Source organism: Micromonospora sp. NPDC049049 (assembly GCF_040649115.1).
Lineage (GTDB): Bacteria > Actinomycetota > Actinomycetes > Mycobacteriales > Micromonosporaceae > Micromonospora.
This window is the reverse complement of sequence record NZ_JBEZEX010000002.1, coordinates 207,331-226,980: the sequence shown is the minus strand read 5'-3', so window position 1 is coordinate 226,980 and position 19,650 is coordinate 207,331. Positions and strand designations below refer to the sequence as shown.

17 protein-coding genes are annotated in these 19,650 nt (G+C 69.9%); 1 reads left to right on the top strand and 16 read right to left on the bottom strand.

Annotated elements, in window-relative coordinates; all coding sequences use genetic code 11:
* Positions 1–36: 36 nt before the first annotated feature.
* Positions 37–819 (bottom strand): IclR family transcriptional regulator C-terminal domain-containing protein, encoded by a 783-nt coding sequence (locus AB0B68_RS03465; RefSeq protein WP_124821331.1) that lies wholly within the window; start codon positions 817–819, stop codon positions 37–39.
* 154 nt (positions 820–973) lie between these two features.
* On the opposite strand from AB0B68_RS03465, the gene AB0B68_RS03460 reads away from it, so the two are divergent.
* Complete coding sequence (locus AB0B68_RS03460; RefSeq protein WP_357257661.1) at positions 974–2,203, top strand: MFS transporter; 1,230 nt, start codon at positions 974–976, stop codon at positions 2,201–2,203.
* On the opposite strand, the gene AB0B68_RS03455 is transcribed toward AB0B68_RS03460, so the two are convergent.
* From AB0B68_RS03455 to AB0B68_RS03385, 15 genes are all read right to left on the bottom strand, one after another.
* Positions 2,179–3,264, bottom strand: a complete 1,086-nt coding sequence (locus tag AB0B68_RS03455; RefSeq protein WP_355004857.1) for a polyprenyl synthetase family protein — start codon at positions 3,262–3,264, stop codon at positions 2,179–2,181. The two genes, AB0B68_RS03460 and AB0B68_RS03455, sit on opposite strands and share 25 nt — an antisense overlap.
* Positions 3,265–3,354: 90 nt before the next feature.
* On the bottom strand, positions 3,355–4,908 hold the full coding sequence (gene nuoN / locus AB0B68_RS03450; protein WP_357196547.1) for an NADH-quinone oxidoreductase subunit NuoN: 1,554 nt from the start codon (positions 4,906–4,908) through the stop codon (positions 3,355–3,357).
* Positions 4,905–6,440, bottom strand: a complete 1,536-nt coding sequence (locus AB0B68_RS03445; protein WP_355004855.1) for an NADH-quinone oxidoreductase subunit M — start codon at positions 6,438–6,440, stop codon at positions 4,905–4,907. The genes nuoN and AB0B68_RS03445 overlap by 4 nt, the downstream gene beginning before the upstream one ends.
* A 64-nt stretch (positions 6,441–6,504) precedes the next feature.
* The gene (gene nuoL, locus AB0B68_RS03440; RefSeq protein WP_355004854.1) at positions 6,505–8,430 is read right to left on the bottom strand and encodes an NADH-quinone oxidoreductase subunit L; all 1,926 of its coding nucleotides are present in this window, start codon (positions 8,428–8,430) and stop codon (positions 6,505–6,507) included.
* A gap of 12 nt (positions 8,431–8,442) precedes the next feature.
* Complete coding sequence (gene nuoK, locus AB0B68_RS03435) at positions 8,443–8,760, bottom strand: NADH-quinone oxidoreductase subunit NuoK (RefSeq protein WP_355004853.1); 318 nt, start codon at positions 8,758–8,760, stop codon at positions 8,443–8,445.
* Entirely contained in the window at positions 8,760–9,530 is a 771-nt protein-coding gene (locus tag AB0B68_RS03430; RefSeq protein WP_355004852.1) for an NADH-quinone oxidoreductase subunit J, read from the bottom strand. The genes nuoK and AB0B68_RS03430 overlap by 1 nt, the downstream gene beginning before the upstream one ends.
* Positions 9,527–10,168, bottom strand: a complete 642-nt coding sequence (gene nuoI / locus AB0B68_RS03425) for an NADH-quinone oxidoreductase subunit NuoI (protein WP_357196553.1) — start codon at positions 10,166–10,168, stop codon at positions 9,527–9,529. Before nuoI ends, AB0B68_RS03430 begins: the two co-directional genes overlap by 4 nt.
* Before the next feature lies 1 nt (position 10,169).
* Positions 10,170–11,522, bottom strand: a complete 1,353-nt coding sequence (nuoH, locus tag AB0B68_RS03420; protein WP_357196557.1) for an NADH-quinone oxidoreductase subunit NuoH — start codon at positions 11,520–11,522, stop codon at positions 10,170–10,172.
* Between the two features lie 61 nt (positions 11,523–11,583).
* Positions 11,584–14,091: an NADH-quinone oxidoreductase subunit G gene (locus tag AB0B68_RS03415; RefSeq protein WP_357196560.1), complete on the bottom strand. Its 2,508-nt coding sequence runs from the start codon at positions 14,089–14,091 to the stop codon at positions 11,584–11,586.
* Entirely contained in the window at positions 14,091–15,407 is a 1,317-nt protein-coding gene (nuoF, locus tag AB0B68_RS03410) for an NADH-quinone oxidoreductase subunit NuoF (RefSeq protein ID WP_357196563.1), read from the bottom strand. The genes AB0B68_RS03415 and nuoF overlap by 1 nt, the downstream gene beginning before the upstream one ends.
* On the bottom strand, positions 15,404–16,468 hold the full coding sequence (gene nuoE, locus AB0B68_RS03405) for an NADH-quinone oxidoreductase subunit NuoE (RefSeq protein ID WP_357196566.1): 1,065 nt from the start codon (positions 16,466–16,468) through the stop codon (positions 15,404–15,406). Before nuoE ends, nuoF begins: the two co-directional genes overlap by 4 nt.
* Positions 16,465–17,790, bottom strand: a complete 1,326-nt coding sequence (locus AB0B68_RS03400) for an NADH-quinone oxidoreductase subunit D (RefSeq protein WP_357196569.1) — start codon at positions 17,788–17,790, stop codon at positions 16,465–16,467. Before AB0B68_RS03400 ends, nuoE begins: the two co-directional genes overlap by 4 nt.
* Positions 17,787–18,524 carry an NADH-quinone oxidoreductase subunit C gene (locus AB0B68_RS03395; protein WP_357196572.1) on the bottom strand — a complete coding sequence of 246 codons (738 nt, stop codon included), beginning with the start codon at positions 18,522–18,524 and terminating at the stop codon, positions 17,787–17,789. The genes AB0B68_RS03400 and AB0B68_RS03395 overlap by 4 nt, the downstream gene beginning before the upstream one ends.
* Positions 18,521–19,198 (bottom strand): NADH-quinone oxidoreductase subunit B, encoded by a 678-nt coding sequence (locus AB0B68_RS03390; RefSeq protein ID WP_124821345.1) that lies wholly within the window; start codon positions 19,196–19,198, stop codon positions 18,521–18,523. The genes AB0B68_RS03395 and AB0B68_RS03390 overlap by 4 nt, the downstream gene beginning before the upstream one ends.
* 14 nt (positions 19,199–19,212) lie before the next feature.
* On the bottom strand, positions 19,213–19,578 hold the full coding sequence (locus tag AB0B68_RS03385) for an NADH-quinone oxidoreductase subunit A (protein WP_007454588.1): 366 nt from the start codon (positions 19,576–19,578) through the stop codon (positions 19,213–19,215).
* Positions 19,579–19,650: the final 72 nt, after the last annotated feature.

Genomic DNA, 19,650 nt, shown 5'->3' with positions numbered 1-19,650 from the left:
GGCCCTCTCCCAGCCCGGGAGAGGGCCTCTCGGCGGTCAGTTGTCGCTGGCGATGCCGTCGGCCACGCTGCGGGCCACTGTGAGCAGCTTGGCGCGTACCACCCGGGCGGAGGTCATCATCTCGCTGGCCGGCAACGCGCAGGCCAGCACGACCCGGCGTTCCATGTCCTTGTCCGGCGCGACGAGCACCGCGGCGCAGGCCACCCCCTGGCGGAACTGCCCCATCTCCAGTTGCATGCCGCGCCGGTCGCCGGCGGCCAGGTCCGCCTCGAAACTCTCGGTGGTGGTGAGCGTGGCGGTGGTGAACGGGCGCATGCCGTACTCGCGCAGATAGCGGTAGCGCTGGTCGGTCGTGAGGGTGGCGAGCAGCGACTTGCCGAGCGCTGTCGCGTGCGCACCCTCGTCGAAGCCGGGGACCAGATCCTCCAGGTAGGGCGAGCGGTGGCCCTCGGCGACGGCGGTGAGGGCGACCTGGCCGCCGACGAAACGACCAAGGTAGTGGCTGTAGCCGGTGTCCAGGGCGGCCCGGCGCAGTGTCTCACCGACCGCCGGCGGGCCCCGGAACGCCGTCACCAGCTCCCGGTACCGGTCGGCCACCTCCAACCCCACGATGTACGTGCCGTCCTCGCGACGGATCACGTAGCCCTCGTAGGCGAGGGTGCGAACCAGGTGGTAGGTGGTGGCCACGGTCAGCTCGCAGCGTCTGGCGATCTGCTTGACGGTCAGGCCCTTCGGGGCACGACCGACCGACTCCAGCACCCGTAGCGCTCGGGACACGCTGCGAATCAGGTCCGAAGGTTCTGCCAAGGGGTCGCGCACAACCACCTCCGCCGCCGTGGACTTACACCATATGAAAAACAGGCCCGGTGCGAAATGCCTGTTCGGGTCGAGGATGCCAGATCACCATCCACAGGTTGTTGCCCGCCGGTCACCGGGAGTGCGGTGAGCGGGGCTCGCGTAGGTTTGCCGAACGATGACCGACACCTCGAACACCCCCGATCCGGCCGTTGCCCAACCCCATCCGGTCCGGGCCAGCGCCGGCGCAGTCGTCACCACGGTGGCCTGCGTACTCCCCGTCTTCCTGCTCGGCGGTCTCGCCGTGCAGATGGGCACGGACCTCGGTTTCTCACCGGCCGGCCTGGGCCTTGCCGTCTCCGTCTACTTCGGGGTCAGCGCGCTGGCCTCGGTGCCCTCTGGGCGGTTGGTCGAGCGGTACGGACCGGCGGTGGTCGCCCGCTGCGGCATCGTGCTGGCCGCCGGGTCAATGCTGGCCGTTGCCGCCTTCGCCAGGTCGTACCCGGTGCTGGTCGGTCTGCTGGCGCTCAGCGCCGCCGCGAACGCGCTCGGCCAGTTGGCCAGCAACGCGGCGCTGGCCCAGCACGTGCCGGCCCGGCGGCAGGGGCTGTCGTTCGGTGTCAAGCAGGCGGCCATCCCGGTCTCCACACTGCTGGCCGGCGCGGCGGTGCCCACCATCGCGCTCACCGCCGGCTGGCGCTGGGCGTTCGTGGCCGCCGCCGTGGCGGCGCTGACGACGCTGGCCGCCGTACCCCGACAGTTGCCTGGCCTGGCCCGTCGGGCCGGCGCCGCGCGCGCGGGGCGGGCGACGGCGGCGCTGGTGGTGATCGGCGCGGCGGCGACGTTGGCGTCGGGCGCGGCCAACGCGCTCGGCACCTTCCTGGTGGACTCCTCGGCGGCCCGAGGTCTGTCGCCGGGCCTCGCCGGCCTCACCCTGACCCTGGGTAGCGCTGTCTGCGTGGCGGCCCGGGTGGGCGCGGGCTGGTTGGCCGACCGCCGCGAGACCGGTCACGTCGCCGTCATCGCCGCGATGCTGCTCGTCGGCGCGGTCGGGCTGGGCCTGCTCGCGTTGACCGGCTCGGTGCCGTTGGTGGTCGGTGTGGTGCTCGGCTTCGGCCTGGGCTGGGCCTGGCCCGGTCTGATGAACTTCGCGGTGGTCCGGCTCCACCCGCAGTCACCGGCCGCCGCCACCTCGATCACACAGACCGGGGTGTACGCGGGCGGCTGCCTCGGCCCGCTGAGCCTGGGCCCGCTCGCCGCCCACCTCGGTTACCCGGCGATGTGGACCGTTGCGGCCGTGGCGATGCTGCTCGCCGCCGCCCTCATGCTCGTCGGCAGCCGCTTGTTGACCCGCGCCGGCGCTGCAAAGGGCCGTGGCGTGGATCAGCTGGTGCGGTCGGCGATGTAGTCGCAGAGCGACTCCAACGCGCTGCGGGACGGGCCGTGCGGCAGCGGGGCGAGCTGCGCGCGGGCGTCCTCGGCGTAGCTGCGGACGGTCTCCCGGGCCCGCTTGAGCGCCGGGCTCTCCCGGAGCAGCCCCAACGCCTCGGCGTGCAGCGCGTCGTCGGTCAACGGGCCGGTCGCCAGGATCTCCCGCAGCCGCACCGACGACGCGTCGGAGTCGTCCGCCTCGCGGGCGTAGAGCACCGGCAGCGTCGGAACACCCTCGCGCAGGTCCGTGCCGGGGGTCTTGCCCGACTGCACCGACTCGGAGGCGATGTCCAGCAGGTCGTCGGAGAGCTGGAAGGCGACGCCGATCGTCTCGCCGTACCCGGCGAGGGCCTCCACGTGCTCGGGGGCGGCCCCACCGAACATGCCGCCGAACCGGGCGGACGTGGCGATCAACGAGCCGGTCTTCTCAGCGATCACGTGCAGGTAGTGCGCCACCGGGTCGTCGTCGGCGCGCGGCCCGACCGTCTCCGCGATCTGGCCGTGCACCAGCCGGGCGAAGGTGCGCGCCTGCAACCGGACCGCCTCGGGGCCCAGGTCGGCGGCGATGTCCGCCGCGCGGGCGAAGAGGTAGTCGCCGACCAGGATGGCGACCGAGTTGGTCCACCGGGAGTTCGCGCTCGGCGCGCCCCGACGGACGGCTGCCTCGTCCATCACGTCGTCGTGGTAGAGGGTGGCGAGGTGAGTGAGCTCCATCACCACGGCGGCCGGGACCACCTGCGCACCGGTCGGATCACCGAACTGGGCGCCGAGCGCCACCAGCAACGGCCGGAACCGCTTCCCGCCGGCCTCGACGAGGTGCCGGGCGGCCTCGGTGACGAACGGGTCAGCACTGGCCACGCTGGCCCGCAACTCGACCTCGACCGTGTCCAGCAGACCCAGCACGGACGCCTCGACACGGGGATCGGCGAGGCTCAGGCCAAGCGCGCCGAACTGACTCGTGCTCGCCCGACCCCGTCGACCGCCGGAGCCGGAGGCACCTGAACGCTCGCCCGCCGGATTCACCACGCTATCAACCATGCCACACCCGTTCGACCTGCTCCGGCCCGGGGATACGCACCGGGGGCCGGCACGTGAACACGCGCCGACCCCCGGTGATCGATCCTTCGGTCATCTAACGAATTCGGCGGCTCCGGTAGCCAGATCGAGCAGCGGCGCCGGGGCGACACCCAACACCAGGGTCGCCACCACACCGATCATCAGCGCGGCGGCGGTGAGCCCACCGGGCACCGTGACGGTCGGGGTCGACTCGCCCGGCTCGGAGAGCCACATCATCACCACGACCCGCAGGTACGGGAACGCCAGAATCATGCTGGTCAGCACACCGGCGATCACCAGCCAGGCCTGGCCACCCTCCAGCGCCGGCCCGAAGATGGCGAACTTGCTGGTGAAGCCGCTGGTCAGCGGAATACCGGCGAAGGCCAGCAGGATGAACGTGAACAGCGCGGCGAAGAACGGCGACCGGCGACCCAGCCCGGCCCAGCGGGACAGGTGGGTGGCCTCGCCGTCGTCGTCGCGTACCAACGTCACCACGGCGAACGCGGCCAGCACCGAGAAGCCGTACGCGACCAGGTAGAACATCGTGCCGGCGAGCCCGTCGCGGCTCGGTGCCAACACACCGACCAGCAGGTAGCCGGCGTTGGCGATCGAGGAGTACGCGAGCAGCCGCTTGATGTCGGTCTGGGTGACCGCGAGCACCGCGCCGATGAGCATCGTCAGCACCGCCACCGCGCCGAGGACCGGGGTGAAGTCCCAGTTGGCGTCGGCGAACGCGACCTGGAAGACGCGCAGCAGGGCACCGAACGCGGCGACCTTGGTGCAGGCCGCCATGAACCCGGTGACCGGGGTCGGAGCGCCCTGGTAGACGTCCGGGGTCCAGACGTGGAACGGGGCCGCAGCGGCCTTGAAGAGCAGACCGATGGCGAGCAGCGCCATGCCGGCGAAGAGCAGCACCGGGCTGGCCGGCGACTCACCCACCGCCGCGTGGATGGTGGCGAAGTCGACGCCGGCCGTGCGGCCCGGGATTCCGGCGGTGAAGCCGTAGATCAGGGCCACGCCGAACAGGAAGAACGCCGAGGCGTACGCGCCGAGCAGGAAGTACTTCATCGCCGCCTCCTGACTCAGCAGACGCCGGCGACGGGCCAGCGCGCAGAGCAGGTAGAGCGGCAGGGAGAACACCTCGAGGGCGATGAACATGGTCAGCAGGTCGTTCGCCGCCACGAAGATCAGCATGCCGCCGATCGCGAACGTGGTCAGCGGGTAGACCTCGGTGAGACCGTTGCGACCCTCGGCCTGCCGCCGGTCGTCGGCCGACTCCGCGGTCACCGCGGCCTGGGCGACGAACGCCCCGCCCCGCTCGACCGAGCGGTCACCGATCAGCAGCAGCGCCATGGCGGCCAGCACCAGGATCGCGCCCTGGAGGAAGAGCGTCGGCCCGTCGATCGCGAGCGCCTGGCCCGCCGTGATGATCCGCTCATCGGCGCTGAGGACCACCATGGTCAGTGCCGCGAGCACGGCGAGCAGCGCCAGCGTCAACTGCACCACGTGCCGCCAGCGACGAGGCACCAGGGCCTCGACCAGCACGCCGAGCAACGCGGTGCCCAGCATGATCAGGATCGGAGAGATCGCCGCGTAGTCGATCGACGGCAGCTTCAACTCGGTCACTTTGCCGCCTCCTGGACGGTGCCGCCCACGGACGGCGCCGGGTCGGTTCTGCCGATGTCGTCCATTGTCGCCTGGACGGCGGGGTTGATCACGTCAGTGACCGGCTTGGGGAAGAAGCCGAGCAGCACGATCAGCGCGATCAGCGGGGCGACCACGACCTTCTCGCGCAGGTTGAGGTCCTTGCGCATCCCGTCGACCTCGGTCAGCGCCGGGTTGAGGGTGCCCTGGGTGGTGCGCTGCACCATCCACAGCACGTACGCGGCGGCCAGGATGATGCCGAGCGTGGCGATCACCGCGACCGGCTTGTTCACTGTGAACGTGCCGATCAGCACCAGGAACTCGGAGATGAACGGCGCCGTGCCGGGCAGCGCGAGCGAGGCGAGACCGGCGAAGAAGAGCACACCGGCGAGCACCGGGACGAGCTTGCCGGCGCCACCGAAGTCGCTGATCAGCGACGAACCACGCCGGGAGATCAGCATGCCCACCACCAGGAAGAGCAGGCCGGTGGCCAGCCCGTGGTTGAGCATGTAGAGCACCGCGCCGGTGCCGGCCTGGGTGGTGAAGGCGAAGATGCCTACGCCGATGAAGCCGAAGTGCGCGATCGAGGTGTACGACACCAGCCGCTTGAGGTCGTTCTGGCCGACCGCCAGCAGCGCGGCGTAGACGATGCCGATCACGCCCAGGGCCAGCGCCCACGGCGCGAACCACTTCGACGCCTCCGGGAACAGCGGCAGGCAGTAGCGCAGGATGCCGAAGGTGCCGACCTTGTCCAGCACGCCGACGAGCAGCGCCGCCGCCCCCGCCGGGGCGGCGCCACCGGCATCGGGCAACCAGGTGTGGAACGGGAAGAACGGCGCCTTGATGGCGAACGCGAGGAAGAAGCCGAGGAACAGCCATCGCTCGGTGCCGGTGCTGATGTCGACCTGCGAGAGCGCCTGCCAGTCGAAGGTCTTCCCGCCGACCACCCACAGGCCGATCACCGCGGCCAGCATGAACAGACCGCCGACGAGCGAGTAGAGGAAGAACTTCACCGCCGCGTACTGCCGCTGGTGGCCGCCGTAGCTGCCGATGAGGAAGTACATCGGCACCAGCATGACCTCGAAGAACACGTAGAACAGGAAGACGTCGGCGGCTGCGAAGACGCCGATCATCGTGCACTCGAGGACCAGCAGCAGCGCGAAGTAGACAGGCACCGACCGCTTCGACGACTCCGCGTCGTGCCAGGACGCCAGGATCACCAGCGGCACCAGCACCGCGATCAGCATCAGCATCACCAGCGCGATGCCGTCGGCGGCGAAGGTGAAGCTGACCCCCCAGTTCGGGATCCAGGAGTACGACTCGCGGAACTGGAACCGGTCACCGCCGGCGTTGAAGCTGACCCACATCACCACCGAGAGCACCAGCACGAGCAGCGACCAGGCGAACGCCACCTGCTTGGCCAGCTCCGGGCGGTGGCGCGGCAGGAAGGCCACCACCAGGGCGCCCACCAGCGGCGCCACGGTGAGCACCGAGAGGAACGGGAAGTTGGACATTATGCGGCCTTACCTCCGTCGTCACTGCGTGGTCCGCCGGCGGGGGCGGCCGGAAAGAGGTCGATCACGCCAACCACCCCGCCTGCACCGCCAGGAACGCCGCCATCACCAGCAGCGCACCGGCCAGGATCGAGGTGGCGTACGAGCGGACAAAGCCGGTCTGCATCCGACGGAGGCGACCCGAGCCACCGCCGACCGCGGCGGCGAGCCCGTTGACGAGCCCGTCGATGCCCCGGTTGTCGAGGTACACCAGCGCCCGGGTGAGGAAGATGCCCGGCTTCTCGAAGACCGCCTCGTTGACCGTGTCGGTGTAGAGGTTGCGCCGGGCGGCGGTGACCAGCACCCCGGCCGGCTGCGGCGCGGTGGCGGTGCCGGCGCGGAACAGGAACCAGGCGAGCCCGGCACCGAGCACTGTCACCAGCAGCGACAGGATGGTGATCACGGTGTGCGAGAGGACCGCCTCGTGCTCTGCGTGCTCGCCGCCCAGTCCGGCGGTCTCCGTCAACCAGTCCGGAACGGACGTGGCGAGCAGGAAGCCGGCGCCGACCGACCCGACCGCCAGCAGGATCAGCGGGATGGTCATCAGCTTCGGCGACTCGTGCGGGTGCTCGATGTCCTCGGTCCACCGCTGCGGCCCGTGGAACGTGAGGACGAACAGCCGCGTCATGTAGAACGCGGTGAGCCCGGCGCCGAGCAGTGCCGCACCGCCGAAGAGCCAGGCGGTCCAGTCCTCCCGCTCGAAGGCGGCCACGATGATCGGCTCCTTGGAGAAGAAGCCCGAGAAGGGGAACATGCCGATGATGGCCAGCCAACCCATCATGAAGGTCAACCAGGTGATCTTCATGTACTTGGACAGCCCACCGAAGCGGCGGATGTCGACCTGGTCCTTCATCCCGTGCATGACCGAGCCCGCGCCCAGGAACATGTTGGCCTTGAAGAAGCCGTGCGCCAGCAGGTGCACGATGGCCAGCGCGTACGCCGCGCCGCCGAGGCCGACACCGAGGAACATGTAGCCGATCTGGCTCACCGTCGACCAGGCGAGCACCCGCTTGATGTCGTCCTTGGCAGCACCGATGATGCAGCCGATCAGCAGGGTGAGCGCGCCGACGCTGACCACCACGAGTTGCAGCGTCGAGTTGGCCGAGAAGATCGGGTTGGACCGGGCGATCAGGTAGACGCCCGCGGTGACCATGGTGGCGGCGTGGATGAGCGCCGACACGGGGGTCGGGCCCTCCATCGCGTCCGGCAACCAGGCCTGGAGCGGGAACTGACCGGACTTGCCGGCCGCCCCGAGCAGCAGCAACAGGCCGAGGACCAGCACCGTGGTGCCGGTCAGCGCGCCGACACCGTTGAACACCTCGTCGTACTGGGTGGTGCCCAGGGTGGCGAACATGATGAAGATGCCGATGGCCAGGCCGGCGTCGCCGACCCGGTTCATCAGGAACGCCTTCTTGCCGGCGGTGGCCGCGCTCGGCCGCTCGGTCCAGAAGGAGATCAGCAGGTACGACGCCAGACCGACGCCCTCCCAGCCGAAGTACAGCATCACGTAGTTGTTGCCGAGGACCAGCAGCAGCATCGCCGCGACGAACAGGTTGAAGTACGCGAAGAACCGACGACGGCCCGCGTCGTGCGACATGTACTCCACCGCGTACAGGTGGATCAGGAAACCCACCCCGGTGATCAGCAGTACGAAGACCGCGGCCAGCGGGTCGAACAGCAGGCCGAAGTCGACGCGCAGATCACCGACGGCGATGAAGTCCCAGAGGCTCAGCTCGACGGACTTGTTCTCCAGGCCACGCAGCTGGAAGAAGAAGCTCAGGCCGAGCACGAACGCCGCGCCGATGGCGGCGACGCCCAACCAGTGCCCCCAGCGGTCGGCCCGGCGGCCGAGCAGCAGCAGGATTGCCGCGCTGAGCAGCGGGATCGCCACCAGCAGCCAGACGCCCCCAAGCAGCCCCGTGGCCTGGGCGTATTCCACAGTCTCTTCCACCGGTGGACCCCTCTAGTACTTGAGCAGGTTGGCGTCGTCGACACTCGCCGAGCGTCGCGTCCGGAAGATGGACATGATGATCGCGAGCCCGACCACGACCTCGGCCGCCGCCACCACCATCACGAAGAACGCCATGATCTGGCCGTTGAGGTCACCGTTGATCCGGCTGAAGGTGACCAGCGTCAGGTTGGCCGCGTTGAGCATCAGCTCCACGCACATGAACAGCACGAGCGCGTTGCGCCGGACCAGCACCCCGGCGGCGCCGATGGTGAACAGCACCGCGGCGAGCACGAGGTAGTAGGTCGGCTCGACCGAGAAGAACGATCCCATTACTTGTCCGTCCCCTTCAGCGAGGTCTCCTCGGCGGTCAGCTCGCGCTGCGGAAGGATCGCCGGGGTGCTGCGGTCGGTCAGGCGGCCGTCGGGCAGCCGGGCCGGGGTGGCCACCGAGGAGGAGGTCGCGAAGACGCCGGGGCCCGGCTTCGGGCCGGGGTAGTTGCCCGGGGCGAAGCGTGCCTTCATGGTGGACACCTGGTCGACCTTGTCCTGCTTCCGCCGCTCGACGTGGGCCAGCACCATGGCACCGACCGCCGCGGTGATCAGCAGCGCCGAGGTCAGCTCGAACGCGAAGACGTACTTGGTGAACAGCAGCCGGGCGATGCCCTGCACGTTGCCCTCGGCGTTGACCTGCTCCAGACCGACCGTGTTGGTCCGGTCCAGCGCCTGGTAGAGGCCGGTGCCGACCAGACCGGCGAAGCCCAGGCCGAGCACGATCGCGGCGACGCGCTGGCCGCGCAGCGTCTCGATCAGCGAGTCCGTCGAGTCCCTGCCGACCAGCATCAGCACGAAGAGGAAGAGCATCATGATCGCGCCGGTGTAGACGATGATCTGCACCATGCCGATGAACGGGCCGGCCTGGAGCACGTAGAACACGCCCAGGCAGAGCATTGTCAGCACCAGCCACAGCGCCGAGTGCACGGCGTTGCGCGCGGCCACCATCCCGATCCCGCCGATCAGCGCGAGCGGGGCGAGGATCCAGAAGGTGACCGCCTCACCGGTGGAGACCGAACCCGCCGCGGCGAGCACCGTAGACGTGGTCATGCTCCCTCTCCCTTGCCGCCCGCCACGCGCTGGGCGGCCTGCTCGGCGCCCGGGAACGTCACGCCGGGGTGCTCCTCGACCTGGTAACGGCCGGGGCCCTTCGGGGACGTCTCCGCACCGGCGGAGGTGCCCGGGTTGTCCAGCGCGCCGACGTAGTAGTCCTTCTCGCTGTCACCCAGCCGCATCGGGTGCGGAGGCTGCTCCATGCCCTCCAGCAACGGCGCGAGCAACTGCTCCTTGGTGAAGATCAGGTCCTGCCGGTTGTCCCGCGCCAACTCGTACTCGTTGCTCATGGTGAGCGACCGGGTCGGGCAGGCCTCGATGCACAGCCCGCAGAAGATGCAGCGGGCGTAGTTGATCTGGTAGATGCTGGCGTACCGCTCACCCGGCGAGAAGCGCTCCTCGTCGGTGTTGTCGCCACCCTCGACGTAGATCGCGTCCGCCGGGCAGGCCCAGGCGCACAGCTCGCAGCCGATGCACTTCTCCAGGCCGTCCGGGTGCCGGTTGAGGATGTGCCGCCCGTGGTAGCGCGGCGCCGACACCGGCGGCTTGAACGGGTAGTCGGTCGTGACGACCTTCCTGAACATGTGCGAGAAGGTGACACCGAATCCCTTGAACGTTCCGGTGATCGCGCCCACGTCACACCTCCCTGGAGTCCGAGCCGGCAACGATGTTGGCCGGCTCCCGCTCGGCGACCACGCGCGTGATGCGCGGGCTCGGTGGTACCTGAAGATCCATCGGTGGCAGCGGGAAGCTCCCGTGCGGCCGGTTGTCGACCTGTTCCTGCGTCGTCGGCTTCGGCGTCGGGCGCCGGCTGGGCCAGAAGATCGTGGCGATCAGCAGGATGCCGGCCGGGATGCCAACGGCGATCACCTTGCCGCGGGTGTCCCAGTCCTCGATGGAGCGCAGGCCCGACAGGACCAGGATCCAGGCCAGGTTGATCGGCAGCAGCACCTTCCAGCCGAGCCGCATGAACTGGTCGTACCGCAGCCGGGGCAGCGTGCCACGCAACCACACGAAGACGAAGACCAGGGCGATCACCTTGCCGAAGAACCAGAGCATCGGCCACCAACCGGAGTTGGCGCCCTCCCAGATGGTGATCGGCCAGGGTGCCCGCCAACCGCCCAGGAACAGCGTGGTGGTGACAGCGGACATGGTCACCATCGCGACGTACTCGCTGAGCATGAAGAGCGCGAACTTCAGCGAGCTGTATTCCGTCATGAAGCCGGCGACCAGCTCGGACTCGGCCTCGGGCAGGTCGAACGGCGCCCGGTTGGTCTCACCCACTGTGGCGATGAAGAAGATGATGAAGCTCGGCAGCAGCAGGATCGCGTACCAGCCCGGTGCCGGGATGGTCTGGCCGAAGACGGTCAGCTCGGTGCCGTCGCCCTGAGCGGCGACGATCCCGCTGGTGCTCATCGTGCCGGCGGTCATGAAGACCGCCACGATGCTGAGCCCCATCGCGACCTCGTACGAGATCATCTGGGCGCTCGACCGGAGACCACCCAGCAGCGGGTACGTCGAGCCCGAGGCCCAGCCGCCGAGCACGATGCCGTAGACGCCCATCGAGGAGCAGGCCAGCAGCAGCAGCACCGCCACCGGCACATCGGTGACCTGCAACGGCGTGTGGTGACCGAAGATGCTCACCATCGGGCCGAACGGCACCACCGACAGGGCGGTGACCGCGCAGATCACCGAGATGGTCGGGGCGAAGAAGTAGACGACCTTGTCGGCCGCCTTCGGCAGGATGTCCTCCTTGAAGGCCATCTTCAGGCCGTCGGCGAGGGTCTGCAGCAGGCCGAACGGGCCGACCTGGTTGGGGCCGGGCCGCACCTGCATGTAACCGACCACGCGCCGTTCGAACCAGACACCGAGCAGGGTGGCCAGCAGACCGAAGGCGAACGCGAAGACAATCTTGCCGAGGACCAGCCACCACGGATCCCGGCCGAAGTCGGCCAGCGTCGGATCCTGGGCGAGGTAGGAGGGACTCACTGTGCCCACCTTTCGTTCGCGACTGCGGGGCTCACTCGCTGCGCTCGTTCACTCCTCGCACTCACTGGTTACCCCCGGAGTTGAGGAGCGGACCCGGGAGACCGGTCTCGTCGGCCGCCACGCGTCCGGCCGGGATGGCCGTACTCGGTGCGGGGACGGAGATCCGGACGACCGCGCCGGACGTCGCCCCGAGGCTGCGCCGCACGGTCGAGCCGGGTGAGTTGGTCGGCAGCCAGACCACGCCGTCCGGCATCTCGGTGAGTTCCGCCGGCAGGGTCAGTGCCCCCCGGTCGGTGCCGACAGTGACCGCGTCACCGTCGACCACACCGAGTGCCTCGGCGGTGCCCTTACCCAGCCGGACCACCGGCGGGCGGGCGGTCCCGGCGAGGTTCTCGTCGCCCTCGGTCAGGGTGCCGAGGTCCACCAGCTGGTGCCAGGTGGCCAGCACGGCCTCCCCGGCGTTCGGCTGCGGCACGCGGCCCGGTGCGACCGACGGCGCGGCCGGCCGGGACATCCGCGTCGCCGGCAGCGTGCCCAGCTCACGACGCACGCTCAGCACGTCGGCCGTGCCGAGGCGTACGTCGAGCAGCGCGGCCAGCGCGTCGAGCACCCGGCCGTCGGTCATCGCGGAGGTGTTCAGCACCGCCTCGAACGGGCGCAGCCGGCCTTCCCAGTCCAGGAAGCTTCCGGCCTTCTCGGCCACCGGGGCGACCGGCAGCACCACGTTCGCCCGCCGGGTCACCGCGCTGGCCCGCAGCTCGAGGCTGACTAGGAACGGCACCGCGTCCAGGGCGGACTCGGCCAGTCGCGGGTCGGCCAGGTCGGCCGGGTCGACACCGCCGACGACAAGCGCGCCGAGCTGCCCGTTGGCGGCCGCGGCAAGGATGCCGTCGGTGTCCCGACCGGCCTGGCTCGGGATCACCCCGGCCGGGATGTCCCACGCCTCACCCAGCTCGGCCCGGGCGGCCGGCTCGGTGACCAGGCGTCCACCGGGGAGCAGGTTGGGCAGGCAGCCCGCGTCGACAGCGCCGCGGTCACCAGCGCGCCGCGGCACCCAGGCCAGCTTCGCGCCGGTACGTCGGGCCACATCGGCGGCGGCGGACAGTCCACCCGGCACGCTGGCCAGCCGCTCGCCGACGATCAGGATCGCGCCCGGTGCGCTGAGCGCCTCGCTGACCGTGGCGTGCTCGGCGAGCACGCTGGCCTCCTCGCCCGGCACCACCCGGGCCAGCTTGGCACCGAGCTTCTCCAGGCCGCGGGTGGCGAAGGGCGCCAGCGCGTACACGGTCAGAGTCTTCTTCAGGTACGCCTTGCGCAGCCGAAGGAAGAGGATCGGGCACTCCTCCTCGGGCTCCAGGCCCACCAGCACCACCGCTGGCGCGTTCTCCACGTCGGTGTAGGTGACGTCGGTGACCCCGGCGACCGAGCTGGCCAGGAAGTCGGCCTCCTCGCGGGAGACCGGGCGGGCCCGGAAGTCGATGTCGTTGGTGTTCAGCGCGACACGGGCGAACTTGGCGTAGGCGTACGCGTCCTCGACGGTCAGCCGGCCGCCGGTGAGCACCGCGGTGCCCTGCCCGCTCTCGCGAGCGATGTGCAGCCCTTCGGCGGCGACGGTGAGCGCCTCACTCCAGGACGCCTCCCGCAGCTCACCGGTGCGCTCGTCCCGGACCAGCGGAGTGGTCAGCCGGTCGGCGGCCCGGGTGTACTGGAAGCCCCAGCGGCCCTTGTCGCAGTTCCACTCCTCGTTCACCGCCGGCTCGTCGCCGGCCAGCCGGCGCAGCACCTTGCCACGCCGCCAGTCGGTGCGCTGCCCGCAGCCCGCCGAGCAGTGCTCGCAGACGCTCGGGCTGGAGACCAGGTCGAACGGGCGGGCGCGGAAACGGTACTGGGCACCGGTCAGCGCACCCACCGGGCAGATCTGCACCGTGTTGCCGGAGAAGTAGGAGTTGAACGGGACGTCCCCGGCGTCGCCCTCTTCGCCGTACGCGTCGTCCCGGTAGATGTTGATCTCCTCGGCGGACGACCGGCCCATCAGGTCGATGAACTTGTCGCCGGCGATCTCCTCCGAGAACCGGGTGCACCGCTGGCAGAGCACGCAACGCTCGCGGTCCAGCAGCACCTGGCTGCTGATCGCCATCGGCTTCTCGTACTCCCGCTTGTGCTCGTGGAAGCGCGAGTCGGTGCGGCCGGTGGACATCGCCTGGTTCTGGAGCGGGCACTCGCCGCCCTTGTCACACATCGGGCAGTCCAGCGGGTGGTTGAGCAGCAGCAGCTCCATCACCCCCTCCTGCGCCTTCTTGGCGACCGGGGAGGTGATCTGGGTACGCACCACCATGCCGTCGGCGACGGTCTGGGTGCAGGAGGCGACCGGCTTGCGCTGGCCCTCCACCTCGACCAGACACTGCCGGCACGCGCCGGCCGGGGCCAGCAGCGGGTGGTCGCAGAACCGGGGGATCTCGGTGCCCATCTGCTCGGCGACCCGGATCAGCAGCGTCCCCTTGGGGGCGGTGACCTCGACGCCGTCGATGGTGAGGGTGACGGTCTCGGTCTGCTTGGCTACGTCGGTCATCAGTGCGCCCCTACCAGGGTCTTCTCCGACAGCTTGGGTGCGGTCCGACCCTCGATGTAGTCGAGGTAGTCCTGCTTGAAGTACTGCAGCGAGGAGGTCACCGAGCTGGTCGCGCCGTCACCCAGACCGCAGAACGAGCGGCCGAGGATGTTGTCGCAGGTGTCCAGCAGGGTGTCCAGGTCTTCGTGGGTGCCCTGACCGGCGAGGATCCGCCGGTAGACCCGGACCATCCAGTAGTTGCCCTCACGGCACGGGGTGCACTTGCCGCACGACTCATGGTGGTAGAACTCCAGCCACCGGTACGTCGCGTAGACCGGGCAGTCCTGGTCGGAGAAGATCTGGGTGGCCGTGGTGCCGAGGATCGAGCCGGCCGCCGCCACCCCCTCGAAGTCCAGTGGCACGTCCAGGTGCTCGGCGGCGAGCAGCGGGGTGGACGAGCCGCCCGGGGTCCAGAACCGCAGGTTGTGGCCGGGATGCATGCCACCGGCCAACTCCAGCAGCTCGCGCAGCGTGACACCCATCGAGCACTCGTACTGGCCCGGGTTGACGACCCGGCCGGAGAGCGAGTAGATCATCGGCCCGGAGGACTTCTCGGTGCCCATGCTCTTCCACCAGTCGGCCCCACCGAGCACGATCGGCGGCACGCTGGCGATGGTGCCGACGTTGTTCACCACCGTCGGGCTCGCGTACAGGCCGTGGGTGGCCGGGAACGGCGGGCGCAGCCGGGGCTGACCCCGGAACCCCTCCAGCGAGTCCAGCAGCGCCGTCTCCTCGCCGCAGATGTACGCCCCGGCGCCGGAGTGCACCACCAGCTCCAGGTCGTAGCCACTGCGCAGGATGTTCCGGCCCAGGTAACCCTTGTCGTACGCCTCCTGGACCGCGTTGCGCAGCCGGCGCGCGGCGTGCACCGCCTCGCCCCGGATGTAGATGTAGGCGCGGGCGGCCCGGATCGCGTACGAGGCGATGATGACGCCCTCGACCAGCGCGTGCGGGTCGTGGGTCATCAGCGGCAGGTCCTTGCAGGTGCCCGGCTCGCCCTCGTCGGCGTTGACCACCAGGTAGTGCGGCTTGCCGTCGCCCTGCGGGATGAAGCCCCACTTGAGGCCGGTCGGGAAGCCTGCGCCGCCCCGGCCCCGCAGCCCGGAGTCCTTGATCAGCTGGATCAGGTCGTCCGGGTGGGCCTTGAGCGCCTTGCGCAGCGCGGCGTAGCCGTCCAACTGCTCGTACGTGCCGATGCGCCAGGCGTCCGGCGACAGCCAGCGCTTGGTCAGCACCGGCGTCAGCTTGGCCAGCGTCTCCGGGCGGGGAGTGGTCACTTCTGGGCCCCCGTTTCGTTCGCGTCCGCCGGGCCGGCGCCGTCGGCGTCCGTCCCAGCCTTCGCTTCGGTGAGGTTGCGCTCCTGCGCCCCGGCCTCGTCGCCGGCGGGCTTGCCGTCGCTGGCCGGCGCGTTGGCCGCCACGCCGGCGGCCTCGGCCGACCGCGCGTCGCCAGCCTCGGACGCGGTGCCGGTGCCGTCCGTCGGGACCTTCGTGCCGGGGCTGTCACTGGCCTCTGCCGGCCCGGTGACTCCGGCCCCCGTCGGGGCGGACGCCCCGTCGCCGCCCTTGACCGGCGCGGCGCTGGCCTCGACGGGCGCCGGCTTGGCGGCCTCCGCCTTCGCCTTCGCCTCGGCGGCAGCCTTGTCGGCCTCGGCCTTGCTGCGGATCGGGGTGTTCGGGTCGAAGCCCGGCACCGAGACGCCGTGTTGCTGGGCCAACCGCAGCCCGCGCAGGGTGGGCTCGCCCGGCCCGCCGTCGGCGACCGCACCGTCGCGCTCGTCGGCGAAACCGGCGAGCTGCACCGCCATCTCCTTCAGCGTGCAGAGCCGGGCGCCCCGGGTCGGCATCGGCCGACCGCCGGCCCGCAACTCGTCCACCACACCGACAGCGGTGGAGGCGTCCACGCCGTCGAAGAAGTCGTAGTTGACGGTCATCACCGGGCCGTAGTCACACGCCGCCAGGCACTCGGCGTGCTCCAGCGTGATCGTGCCGTCCGCCGTGGTCTCGTCGTGCCCGACGCCCAGGTGCTCGGCGAGGGTGTCGTAGACCTCCTGGCCACCGAGCACGTTGCACATCGTGTTGGTGCAGACGCTGACCAAAAAGTCACCGGTCGGCTTGCGCTTGTACATCGTGTAGAAGGTGGCCACCGCGCCGACCTGGGCCTTGTTCAGCCCCAGCACCTCGGCGCAGAACGCGACCCCGGCCGGGGAGACGTACCCCTCTTCGGCCTGGACCAGGTGCAGCAGCGGCAGCAACGCCGAGCGGGACCGGTCCGCCGGGTAACGGGCGATGATGTCGCGCGCCCGCTCCCGGGTCTCGTCACTGAAAGTCGTCGTCATCGGTCACACCCACCCATCACCGGGTCCAACGAGGCGCCGCCGGCGATCACGTCGGCGATCAGACCGCCCTCGGCCATCGCCGGGAGGGCCTGGAGGTTGACGAAGCTGGGCTCCCGGTAGTGCACCCGGTAGGGCCGGGTGCCGCCGTCGGAGACCGCGTGGACGCCCAGCTCGCCGCGGGGCGCCTCGATGGCGACGTACACCTGGCCGGGCGGGACCCGGAAGCCCTCGGTCACCAGCTTGAAGTGGTGGATCAGCGACTCCATCGACTGACCCATGATCTTCGCGACGTGCTCCAGCGAGTTACCCATGCCGTCCACGCCGATGGCGAGCTGCGCCGGCCAGGCGATCTTGCGGTCGGCGACCATCACCGGGCCGGGACGGAGCCGGTCCAGCGCCTGCTCGACCAGCTTCATCGACTCCCGGATCTCGGCGAGCCGGACCTGGTAGCGACCCCACACGTCACCGTCGGGGTGGGTCGGCACGTCGAACTCGTACGTCTCGTAGCCGCAGTACGGCATGGTCTTGCGCAGATCCCAGGCGAGGCCGGCGGAGCGAAGCACCGGGCCGGTGATGCCGAGCGCCACGCAGCCGGTGACGTCCAGCACCGCGACGCCCTTCGTCCGCTCGGTCCAGATCGGCTGGCCGGAGAGGAGGTCCTCGTACTCCTTGAGCTTCTTCGGCATCATCTTGAGGAACTCGCGGATCTTGACGATCGCCTCGTCCGGCACGTCCTGCGCCACACCGCCCGGCCGCACGTACGCGTGGTTCATGCGCAGGCCGGTGATGGTCTCGAAGATGTCGAGGATGTACTCCCGCTCGCGGAAGCCGTACAACATGATCGAGATCGCGCCCAGCTCCATGCCGGTGGTGGCCAGCCAGACCAGGTGCGACGAGATCCGGTTGAGCTCCATCATCAGCACGCGGATCGTGGTGGCCCGCTCGGTGATGTCGTCGGTGATGCCGAGCAGCTTCTCGACCGCGAGGGCGTACGCCGTCTCGTTGAAGATCGGGGCGAGGTAGTCCATCCGGGTCACGAACGTCGAACCCTGGACCCAGTTGCGGTATTCGAGGTTCTTCTCGATGCCGGTGTGCAGGTAGCCGATGACCGAGCGGGCCTCGCGGACCGTCTCGCCCTCCAGCTCCAGGATCAGCCGCAGCACGCCGTGCGTGGACGGGTGCTGCGGACCCATGTTGACGACGATCCGCTCGTCGTTGATCGGGTCGGTGCCCGAGACGATGGTGTCCCAGTCCCCACCGGTGACGGTGAAGACCCGACCCTCGTCGGTCTCGCGCTCGCTGGCGTAGTTCGACGTCGTCACTGGTACGACCTCCGCTCGCTCGGCGGCTGGATCTCCGCGCCCTTGTACTCGACGGGCACGCCGCCGAGTGGGTAGTCCTTACGCTGCGGGTGGCCCTCCCAGTCATCCGGCATGAGGATCCGGGTCAGGTTGGGGTGGCCGTCGAAGACGATGCCGAACATGTCGTACGCCTCGCGCTCCTGCCAGTCCGCCGTCGGGTAGACGGCGGTCACGCTGGGCAGGTGCGGGGCTTCGACGGAGACCGCGGCCTCCAGCCGGACCCGCCGCCGGTACGTCATCGAGGTGAGCAGGTACACCACGTGCAGCCGACGCTCGTCGGCACCGAGGTAGTCCACACCGGACACCGAGGAGCACAGCTCGAAGCGCAGCGCCAGGTCGTCCCGCATCACCTGGCACACCTCGGCGATCCGCTCCGGGCGTACGTGCAGGGTCAGCTCACCCCGGTCGACCACCACCTTCTCGATGGCGTCGTTGAAGGCCGGGTACGCCTCCTCCAGCGCGTCGCGGACCTCGTCGAAGTAGCCCCCGTACGGCCGGGACGCCTCTTCGATGGGCTGGCGCTGGCGGACCAGGCCGCCGTAGCCGGACACGTCGCCGGTGCCCTGGTTGCCGAACATGCCGCGCCCCGCCGGGCTGGCCGGCGGGTACTCCGCCGGGGCGGTGCTGCTGGCGCCGACCGGAGTGACCGGTACCGGCACCCCGCCGTCGTTTGGCTTGTCGGTGGGTGACGTCATTTCGGGCCTGCCTGCGGGTGGAGGTGGTTCTGAGCGTTCATCCAGTTCTCGATGCGCAGCTGCTCCTCGCGGCCCTCGCGGACCGCCCGGGTCCACTCGGCGCGCCGGGCCTTGTCGCTGCGGTACGAGGAGGGCATCGAGCCGTAGGGGACGATCGGAACGTCGCCGCGCTCCTGGCGGGCCGCCAGCATCTTGCGGCCGTTCGGGCCCAGCGGCTCATACATGATCTTCTCGCGGAGCTTGAGGATCGCGTCGATGAGCATCTCCGGCCGGGGCGGGCAGCCGGGCAGGTACATGTCGACCGGCACCACGTGGTCGACGCCCTGCACGATCGCGTAGTTGTTGAACATGCCGCCGCTGCTGGCGCAGACGCCCATCGAGAGCACCCAGCGCGGCTCGGCCATCTGGTCGTAGATCTGGCGCAGCACCGGGGCCATCTTCTGACTCACCCGGCCGGCCACGATCATCAGGTCGGCCTGCCGGGGCGACGCCCGGAAGACCTCCATGCCCCAGCGGCCCATGTCGTAGTGCGGACCACCGGCGGCCATCATCTCGATGGCGCAGCAGGCCAGGCCGAAGGTGGCGCCCCACACGGACGACTTCCGAGACCAGTTGACCAGCTTCTCCACCGAGGTGAGCAGGACGCCGGCGGGAAGCTTCTCCTCGATGCCCATCTGACGTTCCTTCCTCAGTCCCAGTCCAGGCCGCCGCGCCGCCACACGTAGGCGTACGCAACGAAGACCGCGACGATGAACAGGACCATCTCCACGAAGCCGAAGATCGGCAGAGCGTCGAACGAGACCGCCCAGGGGTAGAGGAAGATGATCTCGATGTCGAAGACGATGAAGAGCATCGCCGTCAGGTAGAACTTGATCGGGAACCGCCCGCCGCCGACCGGCTGCGGGCTGGGCTCGATGCCGCACTCGTAAGCCTCGAGTTTGGCCTTGTTGTAGCGACGGGGACCGGCGAAGCGGGCGGCGCCGACGGAAAACAGCGAGAACGCCGCGGCGAGGGCGAACAGCCCGATGATCGGTGCGTAAGGCGAGAGCGACATCGTTTTCTCCTGCTCGTCCTTCCCTGCCCTCGGTGCTTGACGAAAATCACACTATTCACGTCCCTCGCAGTG

Coding starts and splice junctions, on each gene's coding strand:
- AB0B68_RS03460 (WP_357257661.1), top strand. CDS start 974: ATGACCGACACCTCGAACACCCCCGATCCGGCCGTTGCCCAACCCCAT.
- AB0B68_RS03455 (WP_355004857.1), bottom strand. CDS start 3,264: ATGGTTGATAGCGTGGTGAATCCGGCGGGCGAGCGTTCAGGTGCCTCC.
- AB0B68_RS03445 (WP_355004855.1), bottom strand. CDS start 6,440: ATGTCCAACTTCCCGTTCCTCTCGGTGCTCACCGTGGCGCCGCTGGTG.
- nuoK (WP_355004853.1), bottom strand. CDS start 8,760: ATGGGATCGTTCTTCTCGGTCGAGCCGACCTACTACCTCGTGCTCGCC.
- AB0B68_RS03430 (WP_355004852.1), bottom strand. CDS start 9,530: ATGACCACGTCTACGGTGCTCGCCGCGGCGGGTTCGGTCTCCACCGGT.
- AB0B68_RS03415 (WP_357196560.1), bottom strand. CDS start 14,091: ATGACCGACGTAGCCAAGCAGACCGAGACCGTCACCCTCACCATCGAC.
- nuoE (WP_357196566.1), bottom strand. CDS start 16,468: ATGACGACGACTTTCAGTGACGAGACCCGGGAGCGGGCGCGCGACATC.
- AB0B68_RS03395 (WP_357196572.1), bottom strand. CDS start 18,524: ATGACGTCACCCACCGACAAGCCAAACGACGGCGGGGTGCCGGTACCG.
- AB0B68_RS03390 (WP_124821345.1), bottom strand. CDS start 19,198: ATGGGCATCGAGGAGAAGCTTCCCGCCGGCGTCCTGCTCACCTCGGTG.
- AB0B68_RS03385 (WP_007454588.1), bottom strand. CDS start 19,578: ATGTCGCTCTCGCCTTACGCACCGATCATCGGGCTGTTCGCCCTCGCC.